This window comes from Clavibacter sp. AC415, from assembly GCF_979252985.1.
In genome coordinates this window covers 307,744-325,112 of record NZ_CEEDAR010000016.1, presented here as the reverse complement: position 1 = coordinate 325,112, position 17,369 = coordinate 307,744, and the positions used below count along the sequence as shown (strand labels likewise).

General features: G+C 68.4%; 23 protein-coding genes and 3 pseudogenes. All 26 read left to right on the top strand.

All coding sequences use genetic code 11. The annotated features are described in order from the left end of the window. The first annotated feature begins 13 nt into the window (after nt 1–13). The 26 genes and pseudogenes from ACZ411_RS09105 to rplR all read left to right on the top strand — a co-directional run bounded on the left by ACZ411_RS09105 (nt 14) and on the right by rplR (nt 17,341). Nucleotides 14–679, top strand: a complete 666-nt coding sequence (locus tag ACZ411_RS09105; protein WP_094116593.1) for an amino acid ABC transporter permease — start codon at nt 14–16, stop codon at nt 677–679. Next, nucleotides 666–1,496 carry an amino acid ABC transporter ATP-binding protein gene (locus ACZ411_RS09100; protein WP_464170048.1) on the top strand — a complete coding sequence of 277 codons (831 nt, stop codon included), beginning with the start codon at nt 666–668 and terminating at the stop codon, nt 1,494–1,496. Before ACZ411_RS09105 ends, ACZ411_RS09100 begins: the two co-directional genes overlap by 14 nt. A gap of 55 nt (nt 1,497–1,551) precedes the next feature. Further along, complete coding sequence (locus tag ACZ411_RS09095; protein WP_464170046.1) at nt 1,552–2,589, top strand: DMT family transporter; 1,038 nt, start codon at nt 1,552–1,554, stop codon at nt 2,587–2,589. A 19-nt stretch (nt 2,590–2,608) separates the two neighbouring features. Further along, complete coding sequence (locus tag ACZ411_RS09090; protein WP_258070172.1) at nt 2,609–3,034, top strand: DUF6121 family protein; 426 nt, start codon at nt 2,609–2,611, stop codon at nt 3,032–3,034. 264 nt (nt 3,035–3,298) lie between these two features. Continuing rightward, nucleotides 3,299–3,673, top strand: coding sequence for a 30S ribosomal protein S12 (gene rpsL, locus ACZ411_RS09085; RefSeq protein WP_012039312.1), 375 nt, complete (start codon nt 3,299–3,301; stop codon nt 3,671–3,673). Further along, nucleotides 3,673–4,143 (top strand): 30S ribosomal protein S7, encoded by a 471-nt coding sequence (gene rpsG, locus ACZ411_RS09080; protein WP_012039311.1) that lies wholly within the window; start codon nt 3,673–3,675, stop codon nt 4,141–4,143. The genes rpsL and rpsG overlap by 1 nt, the downstream gene beginning before the upstream one ends. Nucleotides 4,144–4,190: 47 nt before the next feature. Then, nucleotides 4,191–6,306, top strand: a pseudogene (fusA, locus tag ACZ411_RS09075) (elongation factor G). Nucleotides 6,307–6,420: 114 nt separating this feature from the next. Then, nucleotides 6,421–7,614 (top strand): elongation factor Tu, encoded by a 1,194-nt coding sequence (gene tuf, locus ACZ411_RS09070; protein WP_043584326.1) that lies wholly within the window; start codon nt 6,421–6,423, stop codon nt 7,612–7,614. A 167-nt stretch (nt 7,615–7,781) separates the two neighbouring features. Further along, on the top strand, nt 7,782–8,750 hold the full coding sequence (locus ACZ411_RS09065) for a DNA topoisomerase IB (protein ID WP_464170040.1): 969 nt from the start codon (nt 7,782–7,784) through the stop codon (nt 8,748–8,750). 436 nt (nt 8,751–9,186) lie between these two features. Continuing rightward, nucleotides 9,187–9,496 (top strand): annotated as a pseudogene (gene rpsJ, locus ACZ411_RS09060) (30S ribosomal protein S10). 8 nt (nt 9,497–9,504) lie between these two features. Then, on the top strand, nt 9,505–10,158 hold the full coding sequence (gene rplC / locus ACZ411_RS09055) for a 50S ribosomal protein L3 (RefSeq protein ID WP_094116588.1): 654 nt from the start codon (nt 9,505–9,507) through the stop codon (nt 10,156–10,158). 2 nt (nt 10,159–10,160) lie between these two features. Beyond that, nucleotides 10,161–10,817: a 50S ribosomal protein L4 gene (gene rplD, locus ACZ411_RS09050; RefSeq protein WP_012297755.1), complete on the top strand. Its 657-nt coding sequence runs from the start codon at nt 10,161–10,163 to the stop codon at nt 10,815–10,817. Further along, nucleotides 10,814–11,113: a 50S ribosomal protein L23 gene (gene rplW / locus ACZ411_RS09045; protein ID WP_012039304.1), complete on the top strand. Its 300-nt coding sequence runs from the start codon at nt 10,814–10,816 to the stop codon at nt 11,111–11,113. Before rplD ends, rplW begins: the two co-directional genes overlap by 4 nt. A 22-nt stretch (nt 11,114–11,135) precedes the next feature. Continuing rightward, nucleotides 11,136–11,975 (top strand): 50S ribosomal protein L2, encoded by an 840-nt coding sequence (gene rplB / locus ACZ411_RS09040; protein ID WP_043668798.1) that lies wholly within the window; start codon nt 11,136–11,138, stop codon nt 11,973–11,975. Between the two features lie 12 nt (nt 11,976–11,987). Next, a complete protein-coding gene (gene rpsS / locus ACZ411_RS09035; RefSeq protein ID WP_012039302.1) occupies nt 11,988–12,269 on the top strand; it encodes a 30S ribosomal protein S19 in 282 nt (93 codons plus the stop codon). Nucleotides 12,270–12,294: 25 nt separating this feature from the next. Then, nucleotides 12,295–12,687: a 50S ribosomal protein L22 gene (gene rplV, locus ACZ411_RS09030; RefSeq protein ID WP_012039301.1), complete on the top strand. Its 393-nt coding sequence runs from the start codon at nt 12,295–12,297 to the stop codon at nt 12,685–12,687. Further along, complete coding sequence (rpsC, locus tag ACZ411_RS09025) at nt 12,687–13,484, top strand: 30S ribosomal protein S3 (protein WP_012039300.1); 798 nt, start codon at nt 12,687–12,689, stop codon at nt 13,482–13,484. The genes rplV and rpsC overlap by 1 nt, the downstream gene beginning before the upstream one ends. A 2-nt stretch (nt 13,485–13,486) precedes the next feature. Continuing rightward, nucleotides 13,487–13,906 (top strand): 50S ribosomal protein L16, encoded by a 420-nt coding sequence (gene rplP, locus ACZ411_RS09020; protein WP_094116586.1) that lies wholly within the window; start codon nt 13,487–13,489, stop codon nt 13,904–13,906. After that, nucleotides 13,906–14,232, top strand: coding sequence for a 50S ribosomal protein L29 (rpmC, locus tag ACZ411_RS09015; protein WP_464170032.1), 327 nt, complete (start codon nt 13,906–13,908; stop codon nt 14,230–14,232). Before rplP ends, rpmC begins: the two co-directional genes overlap by 1 nt. Before the next feature lie 2 nt (nt 14,233–14,234). Beyond that, nucleotides 14,235–14,532: pseudogene (rpsQ, locus tag ACZ411_RS09010) on the top strand (30S ribosomal protein S17). Between the two features lie 27 nt (nt 14,533–14,559). Beyond that, nucleotides 14,560–14,928, top strand: a complete 369-nt coding sequence (gene rplN, locus ACZ411_RS09005; protein WP_012039296.1) for a 50S ribosomal protein L14 — start codon at nt 14,560–14,562, stop codon at nt 14,926–14,928. 2 nt (nt 14,929–14,930) lie between these two features. Next, on the top strand, nt 14,931–15,290 hold the full coding sequence (gene rplX, locus ACZ411_RS09000; RefSeq protein ID WP_043668810.1) for a 50S ribosomal protein L24: 360 nt from the start codon (nt 14,931–14,933) through the stop codon (nt 15,288–15,290). A gap of 2 nt (nt 15,291–15,292) precedes the next feature. Beyond that, a complete protein-coding gene (gene rplE, locus ACZ411_RS08995) occupies nt 15,293–15,889 on the top strand; it encodes a 50S ribosomal protein L5 (protein ID WP_094116584.1) in 597 nt (198 codons plus the stop codon). Nucleotides 15,890–16,027: 138 nt separating this feature from the next. Further along, nucleotides 16,028–16,426 (top strand): 30S ribosomal protein S8, encoded by a 399-nt coding sequence (rpsH, locus tag ACZ411_RS08990; protein ID WP_012039293.1) that lies wholly within the window; start codon nt 16,028–16,030, stop codon nt 16,424–16,426. Between the two features lie 4 nt (nt 16,427–16,430). After that, nucleotides 16,431–16,967, top strand: a complete 537-nt coding sequence (rplF, locus tag ACZ411_RS08985; protein ID WP_094116583.1) for a 50S ribosomal protein L6 — start codon at nt 16,431–16,433, stop codon at nt 16,965–16,967. Between the two features lie 2 nt (nt 16,968–16,969). Next, the gene (rplR, locus tag ACZ411_RS08980; protein ID WP_015491183.1) at nt 16,970–17,341 is read left to right on the top strand and encodes a 50S ribosomal protein L18; all 372 of its coding nucleotides are present in this window, start codon (nt 16,970–16,972) and stop codon (nt 17,339–17,341) included. The last annotated feature ends 28 nt before the right edge of the window (nt 17,342–17,369 follow it).

The following is a 17,369-nucleotide window of genomic DNA, read 5'->3' as shown; positions in this document are numbered from 1 at the left end:
ACGAGGGGATCGCATGTCGAGGGAGTGGGACCTGTTCTGGTCGTCCATCGGGCCGCTCGCGCTCGAGACGATCCGCGGCACCATCCCCCTCGCGCTCGTCACCTTCGCGCTGGGCCTCGCCCTGGCGCTGGGCCTCGCGCTCATGCGGCTCTACGGCAACCGGCTGGTCTCCGGCATCGCGCGCGCCTACATCTCGGTGGTGCGCGGCACCCCGCTCCTGGTGCAGCTGTTCGTGATCTTCTACGGGCTGCCGTCCATCGGGGTGGTGCTGCCGCCGTGGCCGAGCGCGGTCATCGCCCTGTCCGTGAACGTGGGCGGCTACGCGGCGGAGATCATCCGGGCGTCGATCCTGTCCGTCCCGCGCGGGCAGTGGGAGGCGGGGCACACCATCGGCATGTCACGGGCGATGACGCTCCGGCGCATCATCGTCCCGCAGGCGGCCCGCGTCTCCGTGCCTCCGCTGTCGAACACGTTCATCAGCCTGGTGAAGGACACCTCCCTCGCCTCGGTGATCCTCGTGACGGAGCTCTTCAAGCAGGCGCAGCTCATCGCGTCGTCGACGTTCGAGTACATGCTCCTGTACCTGGAGGCGGCCCTGATCTACTGGCTCGTCTGCCTCGTGCTCTCCTTCGCGCAGACCCGCCTCGAGAGGAGGCTCGACCGGTATGTCGCCCACTGATCCCGCACCCGTCGCCCCGCGCACGCCCGGCGAGCCCGTCCTCACGGTCCGGGGGCTCCGGAAGTCGTTCGGCGACAACGAGGTCCTGCGCTCCATCGATCTCGAGGTCCGGCGCGGCGGCGTGACGGCCCTCATCGGCCCCAGCGGTTCCGGCAAGACCACCGTCCTGCGGTCGCTCAACGGCCTCGAGGTGCCGGAGGCCGGCGTCGTGGAGGTCGCCGCAGCGGACGCCGACTCGCGGGCGGGCACCGCCGGGGCGCTCCGCGTGGACTTCGGCGCGAAGCCGCGCTCCCGGGAGCTGCTGGCCCTCCGCGACCGGAGCGCCATGGTCTTCCAGCAGTACAACCTCTTCCCGCACCGCACGGTGCTGGAGAACGTGATCGAGGGCCCCGTGCAGGTGCAGCGGCGGCCCGTCGCCGAGGCGACGCGCGAGGCCGAGGAGCTCCTCGCCCGCGTGGGCCTCGCCGACAAGCGCGACCAGCACCCGTTCCAGCTCTCGGGCGGGCAGCAGCAGCGCGTGGGCATCGTGCGCGCGCTGGCGCTGCGGCCGCAGATCCTGCTCTTCGACGAGCCGACCTCGGCCCTCGACCCGGAGCTCGTGGGCGAGGTGCTGAGCGTCATCAAGGAGCTCGCCGACGAGGCGTGGACCATGGTCATCGTCACGCACGAGCTGGCCTTCGCCCGCCAGGTGGCCGACGAGGTCGTCTTCATGGACGGCGGCGTCGTCGTCGAGCGCGGTCATCCCGCGCAGGTGCTGCAGCACCCGGCCGAGGAGCGCACCCGCCGGTTCCTGCAGCGCCTCCTCGAGCCCTTCTAGCCGCTCACCGGCACGGCGCCCGGGCGGCGGAGGCCCCCGGAGGTAGGTTCGTGGCATGACCGACGACAGGCCCGCCCCGCACCGACAGCCCGACGAGGCCGACCAGCCGCGGGATCCCCGCGACCCGGACGAGCGTGCCGCCGCCGCGTTCGACGACGGCCCCGCCGACCGGTCGGACGCCGACACGTCCGCCTTCGACCAGACGGCGTTCGCCGCTCCCGTCGACGAGGACCGCGCCGTCCGCGAGCGTGAGGCGCGCGAGGCTGACGCCCGCGAGCGCGCCGCCCGCGACTCCGGATCGCGCGACGCGGAGGCCCGCGAGGCGGAGGCGCGCGAGCGCGACGCCCGTGAGGCGGAGGCGCGTGAGGCGGAGGCCCGCGAGGCGGACGCGCGTGAGGCCGAGGCCCGCGAGGCCGAGGCGCGCCGCCGCGACGTCGAGGACCGGGAGCGCCGCGAGCGCGAGGCGCGCGACGCCGACGCCCGCGAGCGCGACGAGCGCGACCGCCGGGCCCGCGACGAGGAGGGCGCCCGCCAGTCGTCGCAGCCCATCTACGTGCAGGCGCCCACGCCGCCCCAGAAGCGCGGCAACCGGGGCTTCGGCGTGCTCATCGCCGTCGTCGCCGCCATCCTCTTCGCCCTGCTCTACTCGCTCGGCACCGCGCTCCTCGCGTCGGTGCAGAACCCGGACGCCTTCGGCGACGTCTTCGGCCGGTACCTGCTGTCGCCGGTCTTCTACGTCCCTACCATCGCGTTCCTCGTCTTCTTCGTCCTGCTCGCGCTGCTGGTCAACCGCGGCAAGTGGTGGGCGTTCGTGCTCGGCGGCCTGCCCGTCGCGCTCCTCGTGTACGCGGCGTACATCGGCACCCGCCTGCTGCAGGGCGGCGTCATGGACCTCGCCCCGTCGGAGCAGGCACTGCTGCTCCAGCGCACGGTGACGTTCCCCGACGGGATCCTGGCCGCCTTCCTCGCCCGCGAGCTCGTGACGTGGCTGGGCGCCGGCATCAGCGCCCGGGGCCGCCGGGTCAAGGCGAAGAACGTCGAGGCGCGGGCCGAGTACGACCGCAAGCTGGCAGAGCAGCCGGACCACCGCTGACGCGTGTCAGGCTGGGGGAGTGATCCCCCTCCTGGCCGCGGTGATGCACGTCGCGCTCGTCGTCTGCATCTTCGGCTTCGTCGCCCTCCTCGGCGGTGACGACGTCATCCCGGAACGGGACGCGGGCGTGCTCCTCGGGCCGCTCATGGTCGTGAGCTCCACGCTGGTCTTCGCGGGCGGGCTCGTGCGCACGGCCCGGGAGGCCGACCGCGACCGCAGGATCCCCGTGCTGCCCGTGGTCGCGTGGGGCGCCGCGGCGTGGCTCGCCTACGGTCTGGTGGGAGCCGTCGTCTACCTGCTCGGCGGCGCGGACGTGTTCGCGAGCCTTGCCTTCGCGCTCCGGCACCTGGTGGACCCGTTCGGCATCGCCGTGCTCGGCGTCTCGGCGCTCCTCGGCCTCGGAGCCGTGGCGCTGGCCGCCCGAGGGCCCTCGTCCACCGTTTGACCGGCGAGTCGCGGAACTGTATCGTAACGGGGGTGTGCGCTTCGTCGTGCGCTCGTGTCGTGCCGTGAAGTCGGGGCGCGCGAGCCGGCCACGAGAGCACCGACCAGGGTTCGGCCATTCGGCCGGCCCCCACGGCATACCCGCCGGCGCCTCCCACTCCCGTGGTCGGCGGACGCGCGGGTCCAGTTGAACTCGATCCCGTCCGCGGGCGTCGAATGCTGACCATCAACCCGCTGTCACCGTGCAGCATCGAGGAGTCCCGTAGTGCCAACCATCCAGCAGCTGGTCCGCAAGGGCCGCACGCCCAAGGTCGTCAAGACCAAGGCGCCCGCCCTGAAGGCCAACCCCCAGCAGCGCGGCGTCTGCACCCGCGTGTACACGACCACCCCGAAGAAGCCGAACTCGGCTCTCCGCAAGGTCGCGCGCGTCAAGCTCAGCAACGGCCAGGAGGTCACGGCCTACATCCCCGGTGAGGGCCACAACCTCCAGGAGCACTCCATGGTGCTCGTCCGCGGCGGTCGCGTGAAGGACCTCCCCGGTGTGCGCTACAAGATCGTCCGCGGCGCGCTCGACACCCAGGCCGTGAAGAACCGCAAGCAGGCTCGCAGCCGGTACGGCGCGAAGATGGAGAAGAAGTAATGCCTCGCAAGGGTCCCGCCCCCAAGCGCCCTGTCGTCGCAGATCCCGTCTACGGTGCGCCGATCGTCAGCCAGCTCGTCAACAAGATCCTGCTCGACGGCAAGAAGGGCCTCGCCGAGAAGATCGTCTACGACGCCCTCGCCGGCGTCGCCGCGAAGAACGGCCAGGACGCCGTCGTCACGCTGAAGAAGGCGCTCGACAACGTCCGCCCGGCCCTCGAGGTCCGCTCGCGCCGCGTGGGTGGCTCCACCTACCAGGTGCCGATCGAGGTCAAGCCGCACCGCGCGAACACCCTCGCGCTCCGCTGGCTCACGACGTACGCCAAGTCGCGTCGCGAGAAGACCATGACCGAGCGTCTCACCAACGAGATCCTCGACGCATCCAACGGCCTCGGTGCCGCGGTCAAGCGCCGCGAGGACACCCACAAGATGGCCGAGTCGAACAAGGCGTTCGCGCACTACCGCTGGTAGTCGACCACCTCGTTCGACAGCACCACCAACCCCTTTCGGAGGAACCTGTGGCACAGGACGTGCTCACCGACCTGAACAAGGTCCGCAACATCGGCATCATGGCTCACATCGATGCCGGCAAGACCACCACCACCGAGCGCATCCTGTTCTACACGGGCATCACTCACAAGATCGGCGAGGTCCACGACGGCGCCGCCACCATGGACTGGATGGCCCAGGAGCAGGAGCGCGGCATCACCATCACGTCCGCCGCGACGACGTGCTTCTGGAACAAGAACCAGATCAACATCATCGACACCCCCGGGCACGTCGACTTCACCGTCGAGGTGGAGCGCTCGCTCCGCGTCCTCGACGGCGCGGTCGCCGTGTTCGACGGCAAGGAGGGCGTCGAGCCCCAGTCCGAGACGGTGTGGCGCCAGGCCGACAAGTACGACGTGCCGCGCATCTGCTTCGTCAACAAGATGGACAAGCTCGGTGCCGACTTCTACTTCACGGTCGACACGATCGTGAACCGCCTCGGCGCGAAGCCGCTGGTCATCCAGCTACCCATCGGCGCCGAGGGCGGCTTCGAGGGCGTCATCGACCTCGTCGAGATGCGCGCGCTCACCTGGCGCGGCGACTCCAAGGGAGACGTCGAGCTCGGTGCGAAGTACGAGATCGAGGAGATCCCCGCGGATCTGCAGGACAAGGCGGACGAGTACCGGGCCAAGCTGCTCGAGACCGTCGCCGAGACCGACGACGCGCTGCTCGAGAAGTACTTCGGCGGCGAGGAGCTGACGGTGGCGGAGATCAAGGCCGCCATCCGCAAGCTCACCGTCAACAGCGAGATCTACCCCGTGCTGTGCGGCTCCGCGTTCAAGAACCGCGGTGTCCAGCCCATGCTCGACGCGGTCATCGACTACCTCCCCAGCCCGCTCGACGTGCCTCCCATGGAGGGCCACGACGTGCGCGACGAGGAGAAGATCATCATCCGCAAGCCCGACGCGACGGAGCCGTTCTCGGCTCTGGCGTTCAAGGTCGCGGTGCACCCGTTCTTCGGTCGCCTCACGTACGTCCGGGTCTACTCGGGCACCATCGCGGGCGGCTCGCAGGTCATCAACTCGACCAAGGGCAAGAGAGGAGCGCATCGGGAAGATCTTCCAGATGCACTCCAACAAGGAGAACCCGGTCGACTCGGTCACCGCCGGTCACATCTACGCGGTCATCGGCCTCAAGGACACGACCACCGGCGACACGCTCTGCGACCCGACGGACCAGATCGTCCTCGAGTCGATGACGTTCCCCGAGCCCGTCATCGAGGTCGCGATCGAGCCGAAGACGAAGGCCGACCAGGAGAAGCTGGGTGTCGCCATCCAGAAGCTCGCCGAGGAGGACCCGACCTTCCGCACGGAGCAGAACCAGGAGACCGGCCAGACGGTCATCAAGGGCATGGGCGAGCTCCACCTCGACATCCTGGTCGACCGCATGAAGCGCGAGTTCAACGTCGAGGCGAACGTCGGCAAGCCGCAGGTCGCGTACCGCGAGACCATCCGCGGCACCGTCGACAAGCACGACTTCACCCATAAGAAGCAGACGGGTGGATCGGGCCAGTTCGCCAAGATCCAGATCAAGATCGAGCCCATGGAGGTGACCGCGGAGAAGACCTACGAGTTCGACAACAAGGTCACCGGCGGTCGCGTCCCGCGGGAGTACATCCCCTCGGTCGACGCGGGCATCCAGGACGCGCTCCAGGTCGGCGTCCTCGCGGGCTACCCCATGGTGGGCGTGAAGGCGACGCTGCTCGACGGCGCCGCGCACGACGTCGACTCCTCGGAGATGGCGTTCAAGATCGCCGGCTCGATGGCCTTCAAGGAGGCCGCGCGCAAGGCGAAGCCCGTGCTGCTCGAGCCGCTCATGGCCGTCGAGGTCCGCACGCCCGAGGAGTACATGGGCGACGTCATCGGCGACCTGAACTCCCGCCGCGGCCAGATCCAGGCCATGGAGGACGCCAGCGGCGTCAAGGTCATCACGGCGAACGTCCCCCTGTCGGAGATGTTCGGCTACGTCGGCGACCTGAGGAGCAAGACCTCGGGCCGTGCGGTGTACTCGATGAGCTTCGGCAGCTACGCCGAGGTCCCGAAGGCTGTGGCCGACGAGATCGTCCAGAAGAACAAGGGCGAGTAGCCCTCCAGTTCGAGCGGCATCCGCCGTTTCAGTAACATAAGCACCATCTCCAATCCGCAGGGCGTCCGAGGAACAACCGGACGCCCTGCCACCGAGTCCTGAGGAGGACCCACAGTGGGTAAGGCCAAGTTCGAGCGGACCAAGCCGCACGTCAACATCGGAACGATCGGTCACGTCGACCACGGCAAGACGACGCTGACGGCAGCGATCTCCAAGGTCCTGGCGGACAAGTACCCGTCGGCGACCAACGTGCAGCGCGACTTCGCGTCCATCGACTCCGCTCCCGAGGAGCGCCAGCGCGGCATCACGATCAACATCTCGCACGTCGAGTACGAGACGCCCAAGCGTCACTACGCTCACGTCGACGCCCCGGGTCACGCTGACTACATCAAGAACATGATCACCGGCGCGGCCCAGATGGACGGCGCGATCCTCGTGGTCGCCGCCACCGACGGCCCCATGGCCCAGACGCGCGAGCACGTGCTGCTCGCGAAGCAGGTCGGCGTGCCGTACCTGCTCGTCGCGCTCAACAAGTCCGACATGGTCGACGACGAGGAGATCCTCGAGCTCGTCGAGCTCGAGGTCCGCGAGCTGCTCTCCAGCCAGGACTTCGACGGCGACAACGCCCCCGTCGTCCAGGTCTCCGGCCTCAAGGCGCTCGAGGGCGACGAGAAGTGGGTCGAGCAGATCGTCAAGCTCATGGAGGCGGTCGACGAGTCCATCCCCGAGCCCGTCCGCGACAAGGACAAGCCGTTCCTCATGCCCGTCGAGGACGTCTTCACGATCACCGGTCGTGGAACCGTCGTCACGGGTCGCGCCGAGCGCGGCACGCTCGCCATCAACTCGGACGTCGAGATCGTGGGCATCCGTCCCACCGTCAAGACCACCGTCACGGGCATCGAGATGTTCCACAAGCAGCTCGACGAGGCCTGGGCCGGCGAGAACTGCGGGCTCCTGCTCCGCGGCACGAAGCGCGAGGACGTCGAGCGCGGCCAGGTCATCGTCAAGCCGGGTTCGGTCACGCCGCACACCGACTTCGAGGGCACCGCGTACATCCTCTCCAAGGAGGAGGGCGGGCGTCACAACCCGTTCTACGCGAACTACCGTCCGCAGTTCTACTTCCGCACCACCGACGTCACCGGCGTCATCACGCTGCCCGAGGGCACCGAGATGGTCATGCCCGGCGACACCACCGACATGAACGTCGCGCTGATCCAGCCGATCGCCATGGAGGAGGGCCTCGGCTTCGCCATCCGTGAGGGTGGCCGCACCGTCGGCGCCGGCACGGTCACGAAGATCGTCAAGTAGCACCAGCTCCACCAGCTCCACCAGCACCACCTCCGACAGGGTCGGGCCGTCATGGCCCGGCCCTGTCGGCCGTTAAGGAAGTGGACCCGTCTCACGGCTGCCTGCGGATGGCGTCCCCGGATCGGTAGGGGGCGAACGGTTCGCGCCGCGGCGCGTAGGTTCGAGGGATGGTCAGACTCCGGCGCAGCGACGCCAACGGCAAGGGCTACACGCGGAAGAGGTCCGGCAGGGGCTGGACGTACCTCGACTCCGACGGGAACCGGGTCGTCGATCGCCAGCTCCGCGCGCGCATGGAAGGGCTCGGCATCCCGCCCGCGTGGACCGACGTCTGGATCGCCCCGTACGAGAACGGTCACGTGCAGGCGACGGGCGTGGACAGCGCCGGTCGCCGGCAGTACATCTACCACCCGACCTGGCGGGAGCAGAAGGACCGCATCAAGTTCGACCGCGCCCTGCAGCTGGCGGAGTCGCTGCCGGCGGCTCGTCGCCAGGTCACGATGCACCTCCGTCAGGACGGGTTCACGCGCGAGCGGGCCCTCGCCGCCGGCTTCCGGATGCTCGACACGGGCAGCCTCCGCGTCGGCAGCGAGCGCTACACGGAGTCGAACGGCAGCCACGGGCTGTCGACGCTGCTGTGCTCGCACGTCACGATCCACGACGACACCGTCCACCTCGAGTTCCCCGCGAAGAGCGGCCAGGAGTGGTCGAGCGACATCCGGGACGCGGACCTCGTGGAGGCCATCCATGGCCTGACGCGCCGCGGGCCGAACGCGCGGCTGCTCGCCTACCGGGACGGGAGCGACTGGCATCCCCTGGGGGCGGCCGACATCAACGACTACGTGCGCGAGCGCACGGGCGGCGACTTCACCGCGAAGGACTTCCGCACGCTGCACGGCACCGTCGCCGCGGCGATCAGCCTCGCGAAGCACGGCCCGGAGGAGACCAAGGGCAAGCGGCAGAAGGCGCTCGCCCAGGCGTACCGCGACGCCGCGGAGGTCCTGAGCAACACCCCGACGATCGCGAAGAACAGCTACGTGGATCCGCGCCTCGTAGACGAGTACCTCCACGGCCGCACCATCGACCCGCAGCGCCCGGCCTCCGGCGAGACGGAGCTCCGCAACCTCCTCTTCCGATGATGAGGGAGCCCTCCGCGGGGTTCGCGGCAGGCGCTGCGAGGCCCGGAAACACGGGGTAGTGGGCGCGACACGCCCGGGTTGCACGCATGCCCGGACTATGACAAACTCGTCTAGTTCAACATTCCGGTGCACGCCGCCCTGCGCGCGAGACACCGGATCACTGCCAGGCAGTGCATAGCCGCCCGGAGCGCACGTCGCTCCCGGAGCAGGTTAGGCCGCGGGCAGCAGAGCACAGGCACACGACACCCACCGGATGAGCACCGCTCGTCCGCGCCCGCATGCGGGCGGGTGCACGAGCTGCCCGAGGCCGCGTCCCACGATGCGCGCCCGGGTGCACCACGGATCACGGCGCCACGAGGCGCCCGATCCGAGCGAGGGACACACGCGTCCAATACGGTCCGAGGCCGCATGACGCACGAAAGAGAGAGAGTCACACATGGCGGGACAGAAGATCCGCATCCGACTTGAAGTCGTACGACCACTCGGTCATCGACTCCTCGGCCCGGAAGATCGTCGACACGGTGACCCGCGCGGGCGCCACGGTCGTCGGCCCGGTGCCGCTGCCCACCGAGAAGAACGTGATCTGCGTGATCCGCTCCCCTCACAAGTACAAGGACAGCCGCGAGCACTTCGAGATGCGCACGCACAAGCGTCTGATCGACATCGTCGACCCGACGCCGAAGGCGGTCGACTCGCTCATGCGACTCGACCTCCCGGCCGACGTCAACATCGAGATCAAGCTCTAAGGGAACCCATGTCTACCGCTAACAGGACTTTCACCGGTCTGCTCGGCACGAAGCTGGGCATGACGCAGGTGTGGGACGAGAACAACAAGCTCATCCCCGTGACCGTCGTGCAGATCACCCCGAACGTCGTCACCCAGGTGCGCACGCCCGAGGTGGACGGCTACGGCGCCATCCAGATCGCCTACGGCCAGATCGACCCCCGCAAGGCCGACAAGCCCAGCACCGGCCACTTCGACAAGGCCGGCGTCACGCCGCGCCGCCACCTCACCGAGGTCCGCACCGCCGACTTCGCCGAGTACTCGCTCGGCCAGGAGATCACGGTCGGCGCCTTCGAGGCCGGCACCAAGGTCGACGTCGTCGGCACCAGCAAGGGCAAGGGCTTCGCGGGCGTCATGAAGCGCCACAACTTCAAGGGCGTCTCCGCCTCGCACGGTTCGCACCGCAACCACCGCAAGCCCGGCTCCATCGGCGCCTCCTCGACCCCCAGCCGTGTCTTCAAGGGCATGCGCATGGCCGGTCGCATGGGCGGCGAGCGCGTCACCGTGCTGAACCTCGTCGTCCACAGCGTGGACGCCGAGAAGGGCCTCCTGCTCGTCAAGGGCGCAGTGCCCGGCGCGCGTGGCCGCATCGTCTTCGTCCGCAACGCAGTGAAGGGGAAGTAGTCATGGCTACCGACACCCAGCTCGACGTCCTCGACGCGACCGGTGCAGTCACCGGCTCCGTCGACCTGCCCGCGTCGATCTTCGACGTGCAGACCAACGTCCCGCTCATCCACCAGGTCGTCGTCGCCCAGCTCGCCGCGGCGCGCCAGGGAACCCACAAGACCAAGGGCCGCGGCGAGGTCTCCGGCGCCGGTCGCAAGCCGTTCAAGCAGAAGGGCACCGGTCGCGCTCGTCAGGGCTCGATCCGCGCCCCCCAGATGACCGGCGGTGGCATCGTCCACGGACCCACGCCCCGCAACTACTCGCAGCGCACCCCCAAGAAGATGATCGCCGCAGCCCTGCTCGGCGCCCTCTCCGACCGCGCGCGCGGCGCCCGCCTCCACGTCATCGAGAGCCTCTCCGCCGGAGACGTCCCCTCGACGAAGACCGTGGTCGCGCTGCTCGAGGGCATCGCCACGAGCAAGCACGTCCTCATCGTCCTGGAGCGCACCGACGAGGTCAGCCTCCGCAGCGTGCGCAACATCCCGACGGTCCACGTGCTGTCCTACGACCAGCTCAACGCGTACGACGTGCTCGTGAGCGACGACATCGTCTTCACGAAGGGCGCGTTCGACGCGTTCGTCGAGTCGAAGACGGCCAAGGAAGAGGTTGCCGCATGAGCGCCACCCAGAAGGACCCCCGCGACATCATCATCGCGCCGGTCGTCTCCGAGAAGAGCTACGGCCTGATCGACCAGGGCAAGTACACGTTCATCGTGGACCCCCGCTCGAACAAGACCGAGATCAAGCTCGCGATCGAGAAGATCTTCGGCGTGCAGGTCGCGTCGGTCAACACGCTCAACAAGCAGGGCAAGACCCGCCGGACCAAGTTCGGGATGGGCAAGCGCAAGGACACCAAGCGCGCCATCGTCTCCCTCAAGTCGGGCTCCATCGACATCTTCACGACTGTCGGCTGAGACCGGGACTAGGAAAACACCAATGGCTATTCGCAAGTACAAGCCCACGACCCCGGGTCGTCGCGGTTCGTCCGTCGCCGACTTCGTGGAGATCACGCGCTCGACGCCCGAGAAGTCGCTGCTCCGCCCGCTCTCCAAGACCGGTGGCCGCAACAACCAGGGTCGCATCACGACCCGTCACATCGGTGGTGGCCACAAGCGCCAGTACCGCGTGATCGACTTCAAGCGCAACGACAAGGACGGCGTCATCGCGACCGTCGCCCACATCGAGTACGACCCCAACCGCACGGCGCGCATCGCGCTCCTGCACTTCATCGACGGCACGAAGCGCTACATCCTCGCGCCGAACAAGCTGAAGCAGGGCGACAAGATCGAGTCGGGTGCCACGGCCGACATCAAGCCGGGCAACAACCTGCCGCTGCGCAACATCCCGACGGGTACCGTCATCCACGCCATCGAGCTCCGCCCCGGCGGCGGCGCGAAGATGGCCCGCTCCGCCGGCGCCTCCGTGCGCCTCGTGGCGAAGGACGGCCCCTACGCCCAGCTGCGCCTGCCCTCCGGCGAGATCCGCAACGTCGATGCGCGCTGCCGCGCGACCATCGGCGAGGTCGGCAACGCCGAGCAGTCGAACATCAACTGGGGCAAGGCCGGCCGCATGCGCTGGAAGGGCGTCCGCCCGACCGTCCGCGGTGTCGCGATGAACCCCGTCGACCACCCGCACGGTGGTGGTGAGGGCAAGACCTCCGGTGGACGCCACCCGGTCAGCCCGTGGGGCCAGAAGGAAGGCCGCACGCGCCACATCAACAAGCCCAGCGACAAGCTCATCGTTCGCCGCCGCAACGCCGGCAAGAAGCGCAAGTAGGAGTTGTAGAAGATGCCACGCAGTCTGAAGAAGGGCCCCTTCGTCGACGACCACCTGCTCCGCAAGGTGATCTCGGCGAACGAGGCCAGCAGCAAGAACGTGATCAAGACCTGGTCGCGCCGCTCGATGATCATCCCGGCGATGCTGGGTCACACCATCGCGGTGCACGACGGCCGCAAGCACGTCCCGGTGTTCGTCACCGAGTCGATGGTGGGCCACAAGCTCGGCGAGTTCGCTCTCACGCGCACCTTCCGCGGCCACGTGAAGGACGACAAGAAGGGTCGTCGCCGCTAGCGCGGCGACGAGAAGGAGGAGAGAAATGGTGGAGTCGATCGCACGCGTGCGTCACATCCGCGTCACCCCCCAGAAGGCCCGTCGCGTCGTGGACATGATCCGCGGGAAGCAGGCCGAGGAGGCCCTGGCCATCCTGAAGTTCGCGCCGCAGGGCGCGAGCGAGCCGATCTACAAGCTGGTGGCCTCGGCCATGGCGAACGCGCGGGTCAAGGCCGACGCGTCCAACAGCTTCCTCGCGGAGCAGGACCTCTACATCGCCAAGGCGTTCGTGGACGAGGGCACCACCCTCAAGCGGTTCCAGCCGCGCGCACAGGGTCGCGCATTCCGTATCAACAAGCGCACCAGCCACATCACGGTCGTCCTCGCGACGCCGGATGAGGCGGACGTGGCGACGACCACGAAGAAGGCGAGCAAGTAATGGGACAGAAGGTCAACCCGTACGGGTTCCGTCTCGGGATCACCACCGACCACGTGTCGCGCTGGTTCTCGGACAGCACGAAGAAGGGGCAGCGTTACAGCGACTACGTCGCCGAGGACGTGCGCATCCGCACCATGCTCAAGACGAGCCTCGACCGCGCCGGTGTGGCGCGCATCGAGATCGAGCGCACCCGTGACCGTGTCCGCGTGGACATCTACACGGCCCGCCCGGGCATCGTCATCGGCCGTCGCGGCGTCGAGGCCGAGCGCATCCGCGCCGACCTCGAGAAGCTCACGGGCAAGCAGATCCAGCTGAACATCCTCGAGGTGAAGAACCCCGAGGCCGAGGCCCAGCTGGTCGCCCAGGGCATCGCCGAGCAGCTCGCGGGTCGCGTGGCGTTCCGCCGTGCGATGCGCAAGGGCCTGCAGGGCGCCCAGCGCGCCGGCGCCAAGGGCGTCCGCATCCAGGTGTCGGGCCGCCTCGGCGGCGCCGAGATGAGCCGCTCGGAGTTCTACCGCGAGGGACGCGTGCCGCTGCACACCCTCCGCGCGAACATCGACTACGGCTTCTACGAGGCCCGCACCTCCTTCGGCCGCATCGGCGTGAAGGTCTGGGTCTACAAGGGCGACATCACCAACAAGGATCTCGCTCGCGAGCAGGCGAACCAGAAGTCGTCGCGCCCCGAGCGTCGTAACGACCGTTCCGACGGTCGAACCGGAGATCGCCGCACCAACGCGCCGCGCACCGCGCCGGCCGCCGAGGCAGCGCCGGTCGCCGCAGCAGGAGTTGAGGCGTAACCATGTTGATCCCCCGTCGAGTCAAGCACCGCAAGCAGCACCACCCCGGCCGTTCCGGCCACGCGACCGGTGGCACCACCGTGTCGTTCGGTGAGTACGGCATCCAGGCCCTCACGCCCGCCTACGTCACCAACCGCCAGATCGAGTCCGCTCGAATCGCCATGACGCGTCACGTCAAGCGCGGCGGGAAGGTGTGGATCAACATCTACCCCGACCGTCCGCTCACCAAGAAGCCCGCCGAGACCCGCATGGGCTCCGGCAAGGGCTCGCCCGAGTGGTGGGTCGCGAACGTCAAGCCGGGTCGCGTCCTCTTCGAGCTCGCCGGCGTCGACGACGTCACGGCGCGCGAGGCGCTCACCCGGGCCATCCACAAGCTGCCCCTCAAGGCACGCATCATCAAGCGCGAGGAAGGCGACGCATAATGGCGATCGGTTCCAAGGAGCTCGCCCCCGTCGAGCTGGACACTTTCGAGGACGAGCGACTCGTCGAAGAGCTGAAGAAGGCCAAGGAGGAGCTGTTCAACCTGCGCTTCCAGTCGGCCACCGGTCAGCTCGACAGCCACGGCCGCCTCCGCGCGGTCAAGCGCGACATCGCTCGGATCTACACGGTCATCCGCGAGCGCGAGCTGGGCATCCGTGCCACGCCCGCCCCCGTCGAGGTCCCCGAGAAGCCCGAGAAGAAGAAGGCGACGAAGAAGGCCGCGAAGGCCGACGACGCCGCCGTCACCGAGAAGGCTGAGCAGGCTTGATCATGGCGAACGCCGAAGAGAAGAACACGGCTGACACCGCGACGGTCGACCGCGGCTACCGCAAGTCCCGTCGTGGCTACGTCACCAGCGACAAGATGGACAAGACCATCGTCGTCGAGGTCGAGGATCGCGTGAAGCACCCGCTGTACGGCAAGGTCATCCGCCGCACCTCCAAGGTCAAGGCGCACGACGAGGCGAACTCCGCCGGCATCGGCGACCTCGTCCTGATCAACGAGACCCGTCCCCTCAGCGCCTCCAAGCGCTGGCGCCCTGGTCGAGATCCTCGAGAAGGCCAAGTAGCCCCGGCTGCTTGGATAAGGAGCAACAGTGATTCAGCAGGAATCCCGCCTCAAGATCGCGGACAACACGGGTGCCAAGGAGATCTTGACCATCCGCGTGCTCGGTGGCTCGGGTCGTCGCTACGCCGGCCTCGGCGATGTCATCGTCGCGACCGTCAAGGACGCGATCCCCGGCGGAAACGTCAAGAAGGGCGAGGTCGTCAAGGCCGTCATCGTCCGCACCAAGAAGGAGACGCGCCGTCCCGACGGCTCGTACATCAAGTTCGACGAGAACGCCGCCGTCATCCTGAACAGCAACGGGGAGCCCCGCGGCACCCGCATCTTCGGACCGGTGGGCCGCGAGCTCCGGGACAAGAAGTTCATGAAGATCATCTCGCTGGCACCGGAGGTCATTTAGTCATGGCGAACATCAAGAAGGGTGACCTCGTGCAGGTCATCACGGGTCGCACGCAGGCCAAGGGCGGCGACCGGGGCAAGCAGGGCAAGGTCCTGTCCGTCCTGGTCGAGCGCAACCGCGTCGTCGTCGAGGGCGTGAACTTCATCACGAAGCACGTCCGCGTCGGCCAGACGCAGCGCGGCTCCAAGACCGGCGGCATCGAGACCGTCGAGGCGCCCATCCACATCTCCAACGTCGCGCTCGTCGACCCCGAGTCCAAGAAGCCCACGCGAGTCGGCTTCCGGACCGAGACGGTCGAGAAGGACGGGGTCTCCAAGACCGTCCGCGTCCGCTACGCCAAGAAGTCAGGTAAGGACCTCTAGCAATGACCGACACCGCAACCGCTGGCACGGCCGAGGAGAAGCAGCTCCCGCGCCTGAAGCAGAAGTACCGCACCGAGATCGTCAGCCAGCTGACCGCTGATCTCGGCTTCACGAACGTGCACCAGGTGCCCGGGCTCACGAAGATCGTCGTGAACATGGGCGTCGGCGACGCGGCTCGTGACGGCAAGATCATCGACGGCGCGGTCGCCGACCTCACCAAGATCACGGGCCAGAAGCCGCAGGTCACGAAGGCCCGCAAGTCGATCGCCCAGTTCAAGCTGCGTGAGGGCCAGGCCATCGGCACCCACGTGACGCTGCGCGGCGACCGCATGTGGGAGTTCCTCGACCGCCTGCTGTCCCTCGCCCTGCCCCGCATCCGCGACTTCCGAGGGCTCAGCCCGAAGCAGTTCGACGGGAACGGCAACTACACGTTCGGTCTCAACGAGCAGTCCATGTTCCACGAGATCGACCAGGACCGCATCGACCGGGTCCGCGGCATGGACATCACGGTCGTCACGACCGCTCGGACGGACGACGAGGGACGCGCGCTGCTCAAGGCGCTCGGCTTCCCGTTCCAGACCCCCGAGAACACGCCGTAACCAGCACCAGCAGCTCCATCCGCACGACCAGCACCACCGCACGATCGGCGCCGGGCACCTCCGCCCGGCGCCGCCACCACCACAGGTCGTCATCCGTGTCCGGATGAACGAAACCAGGCGAGAGAGGTACCACCAGTCATGACAATGACCGACCCGGTCGCCGACATGCTGACCCGACTCCGGAACGCGAACTCCGCGCACCACGACACGGTCTCCATGCCGCACTCCAAGCTCAAGTCGCACATCGCCGACATCCTCAAGTCCGAGGGCTTCATCGCCGGCTGGGACGTCGCGGACGCCCGCGTCGGCCAGACGCTGACGCTCAGCCTCAAGTTCGGCCCCGATCGCGAGCGCTCCATCCGGGGCATCAAGCGCGTGTCCAAGCCCGGATTGCGCGTCTACGCGAAGTCCGCGGAGATCCCCCAGGTCCTCGGTGGCCTCGGGGTCGCCATCCTGTCCACCTCCTCGGGGCTCCTCACGGACCGCCAGGCTGCGAAGAAGGGCGTGGGTGGGGAAGTCCTCGCCTACGTGTGGTAACGACATGTCCCGCATCGGAAGACTCCCCATCGACGTCCCCGCAGGGGTCGACGTCGCCGTGGCCGGCCAGGTCGTCACGGTCAAGGGCCCCAAGGGCGAGCTGAGCCTCACCGTGGCCCAGCCCATCCGCGCCGAGGTCCAGGACGGACAGGTGCTCGTCACCCGTCCCGACGACGAGCGCGAGTCGCGCTCGCTCCACGGCCTCACGCGCAGCCTCATCGCCAACCAGATCGTCGGCGTCACCACCGGCTACACCAAGGGCCTCGAGATCGTCGGCACGGGTTACCGCGTCGCGCTCAAGGACAAGGGCGTCGAGTTCGCGCTCGGCTTCTCCCACCCGGTGTACGTCGAGGCGCCCGCGGGCATCAGCTTCACCGTCGAGGGCGTCAACAAGATGACCGTCGTCGGCATCGACAAGCAGCTCGTCGGCGAGACGGCCGCCAACATCCGCAAGATTCGCAAGCCCGAGCCCTACAAGGGCAAGGGCGTCCGCTACGCCGGCGAGAACGTTCGCCGCAAGGCCGGAAAGAGTGGTAAGTGATCATGGCTCTCGGAGTTAGAGGAAAAAGCAAGTCCGCCGCCCGCGGCCGCAGGCACGCACGCCTGCGCAAGAAGGTCGAGGGCACCGAGCTGCGTCCGCGCCTGGTCGTCACCCGTTCGGCCCGCCACGTCTTCGTGCAGGTCGTCGATGACAGCCGTGGTCACACCGTCGCGTCCGCATCGACCCTCGAGGCCGACATGCGCGCGTTCGACGGCGACAAGACCGCCAAGTCGCGCAAGGTCGGCGAGCTCGTCGCCGAGCGCGCCAAGGCGGCCGGCGTGGAGAGCGTCGTATTCGATCGTGGTGGCAACCGCTACGCAGGACGCGTCGCGGCCATCGCCGAAGGAGCTCGAGAGGGTGGTCTGAGCCTGTGAGCGCAGCCGAGAACAACAACAAGGAGCC

Coding starts and splice junctions, on each gene's coding strand:
- ACZ411_RS09105 (WP_094116593.1), top strand. CDS start 14: ATGTCGAGGGAGTGGGACCTGTTCTGGTCGTCCATCGGGCCGCTCGCG.
- ACZ411_RS09100 (WP_464170048.1), top strand. CDS start 666: ATGTCGCCCACTGATCCCGCACCCGTCGCCCCGCGCACGCCCGGCGAG.
- ACZ411_RS09095 (WP_464170046.1), top strand. CDS start 1,552: ATGACCGACGACAGGCCCGCCCCGCACCGACAGCCCGACGAGGCCGAC.
- rpsG (WP_012039311.1), top strand. CDS start 3,673: ATGCCTCGCAAGGGTCCCGCCCCCAAGCGCCCTGTCGTCGCAGATCCC.
- ACZ411_RS09065 (WP_464170040.1), top strand. CDS start 7,782: ATGGTCAGACTCCGGCGCAGCGACGCCAACGGCAAGGGCTACACGCGG.
- rplC (WP_094116588.1), top strand. CDS start 9,505: ATGTCTACCGCTAACAGGACTTTCACCGGTCTGCTCGGCACGAAGCTG.
- rplD (WP_012297755.1), top strand. CDS start 10,161: ATGGCTACCGACACCCAGCTCGACGTCCTCGACGCGACCGGTGCAGTC.
- rplW (WP_012039304.1), top strand. CDS start 10,814: ATGAGCGCCACCCAGAAGGACCCCCGCGACATCATCATCGCGCCGGTC.
- rplB (WP_043668798.1), top strand. CDS start 11,136: ATGGCTATTCGCAAGTACAAGCCCACGACCCCGGGTCGTCGCGGTTCG.
- rpsS (WP_012039302.1), top strand. CDS start 11,988: ATGCCACGCAGTCTGAAGAAGGGCCCCTTCGTCGACGACCACCTGCTC.
- rplV (WP_012039301.1), top strand. CDS start 12,295: ATGGTGGAGTCGATCGCACGCGTGCGTCACATCCGCGTCACCCCCCAG.
- rpsC (WP_012039300.1), top strand. CDS start 12,687: ATGGGACAGAAGGTCAACCCGTACGGGTTCCGTCTCGGGATCACCACC.
- rplP (WP_094116586.1), top strand. CDS start 13,487: ATGTTGATCCCCCGTCGAGTCAAGCACCGCAAGCAGCACCACCCCGGC.
- rpmC (WP_464170032.1), top strand. CDS start 13,906: ATGGCGATCGGTTCCAAGGAGCTCGCCCCCGTCGAGCTGGACACTTTC.
- rplX (WP_043668810.1), top strand. CDS start 14,931: ATGGCGAACATCAAGAAGGGTGACCTCGTGCAGGTCATCACGGGTCGC.
- rplE (WP_094116584.1), top strand. CDS start 15,293: ATGACCGACACCGCAACCGCTGGCACGGCCGAGGAGAAGCAGCTCCCG.
- rpsH (WP_012039293.1), top strand. CDS start 16,028: ATGACAATGACCGACCCGGTCGCCGACATGCTGACCCGACTCCGGAAC.
- rplF (WP_094116583.1), top strand. CDS start 16,431: ATGTCCCGCATCGGAAGACTCCCCATCGACGTCCCCGCAGGGGTCGAC.
- rplR (WP_015491183.1), top strand. CDS start 16,970: ATGGCTCTCGGAGTTAGAGGAAAAAGCAAGTCCGCCGCCCGCGGCCGC.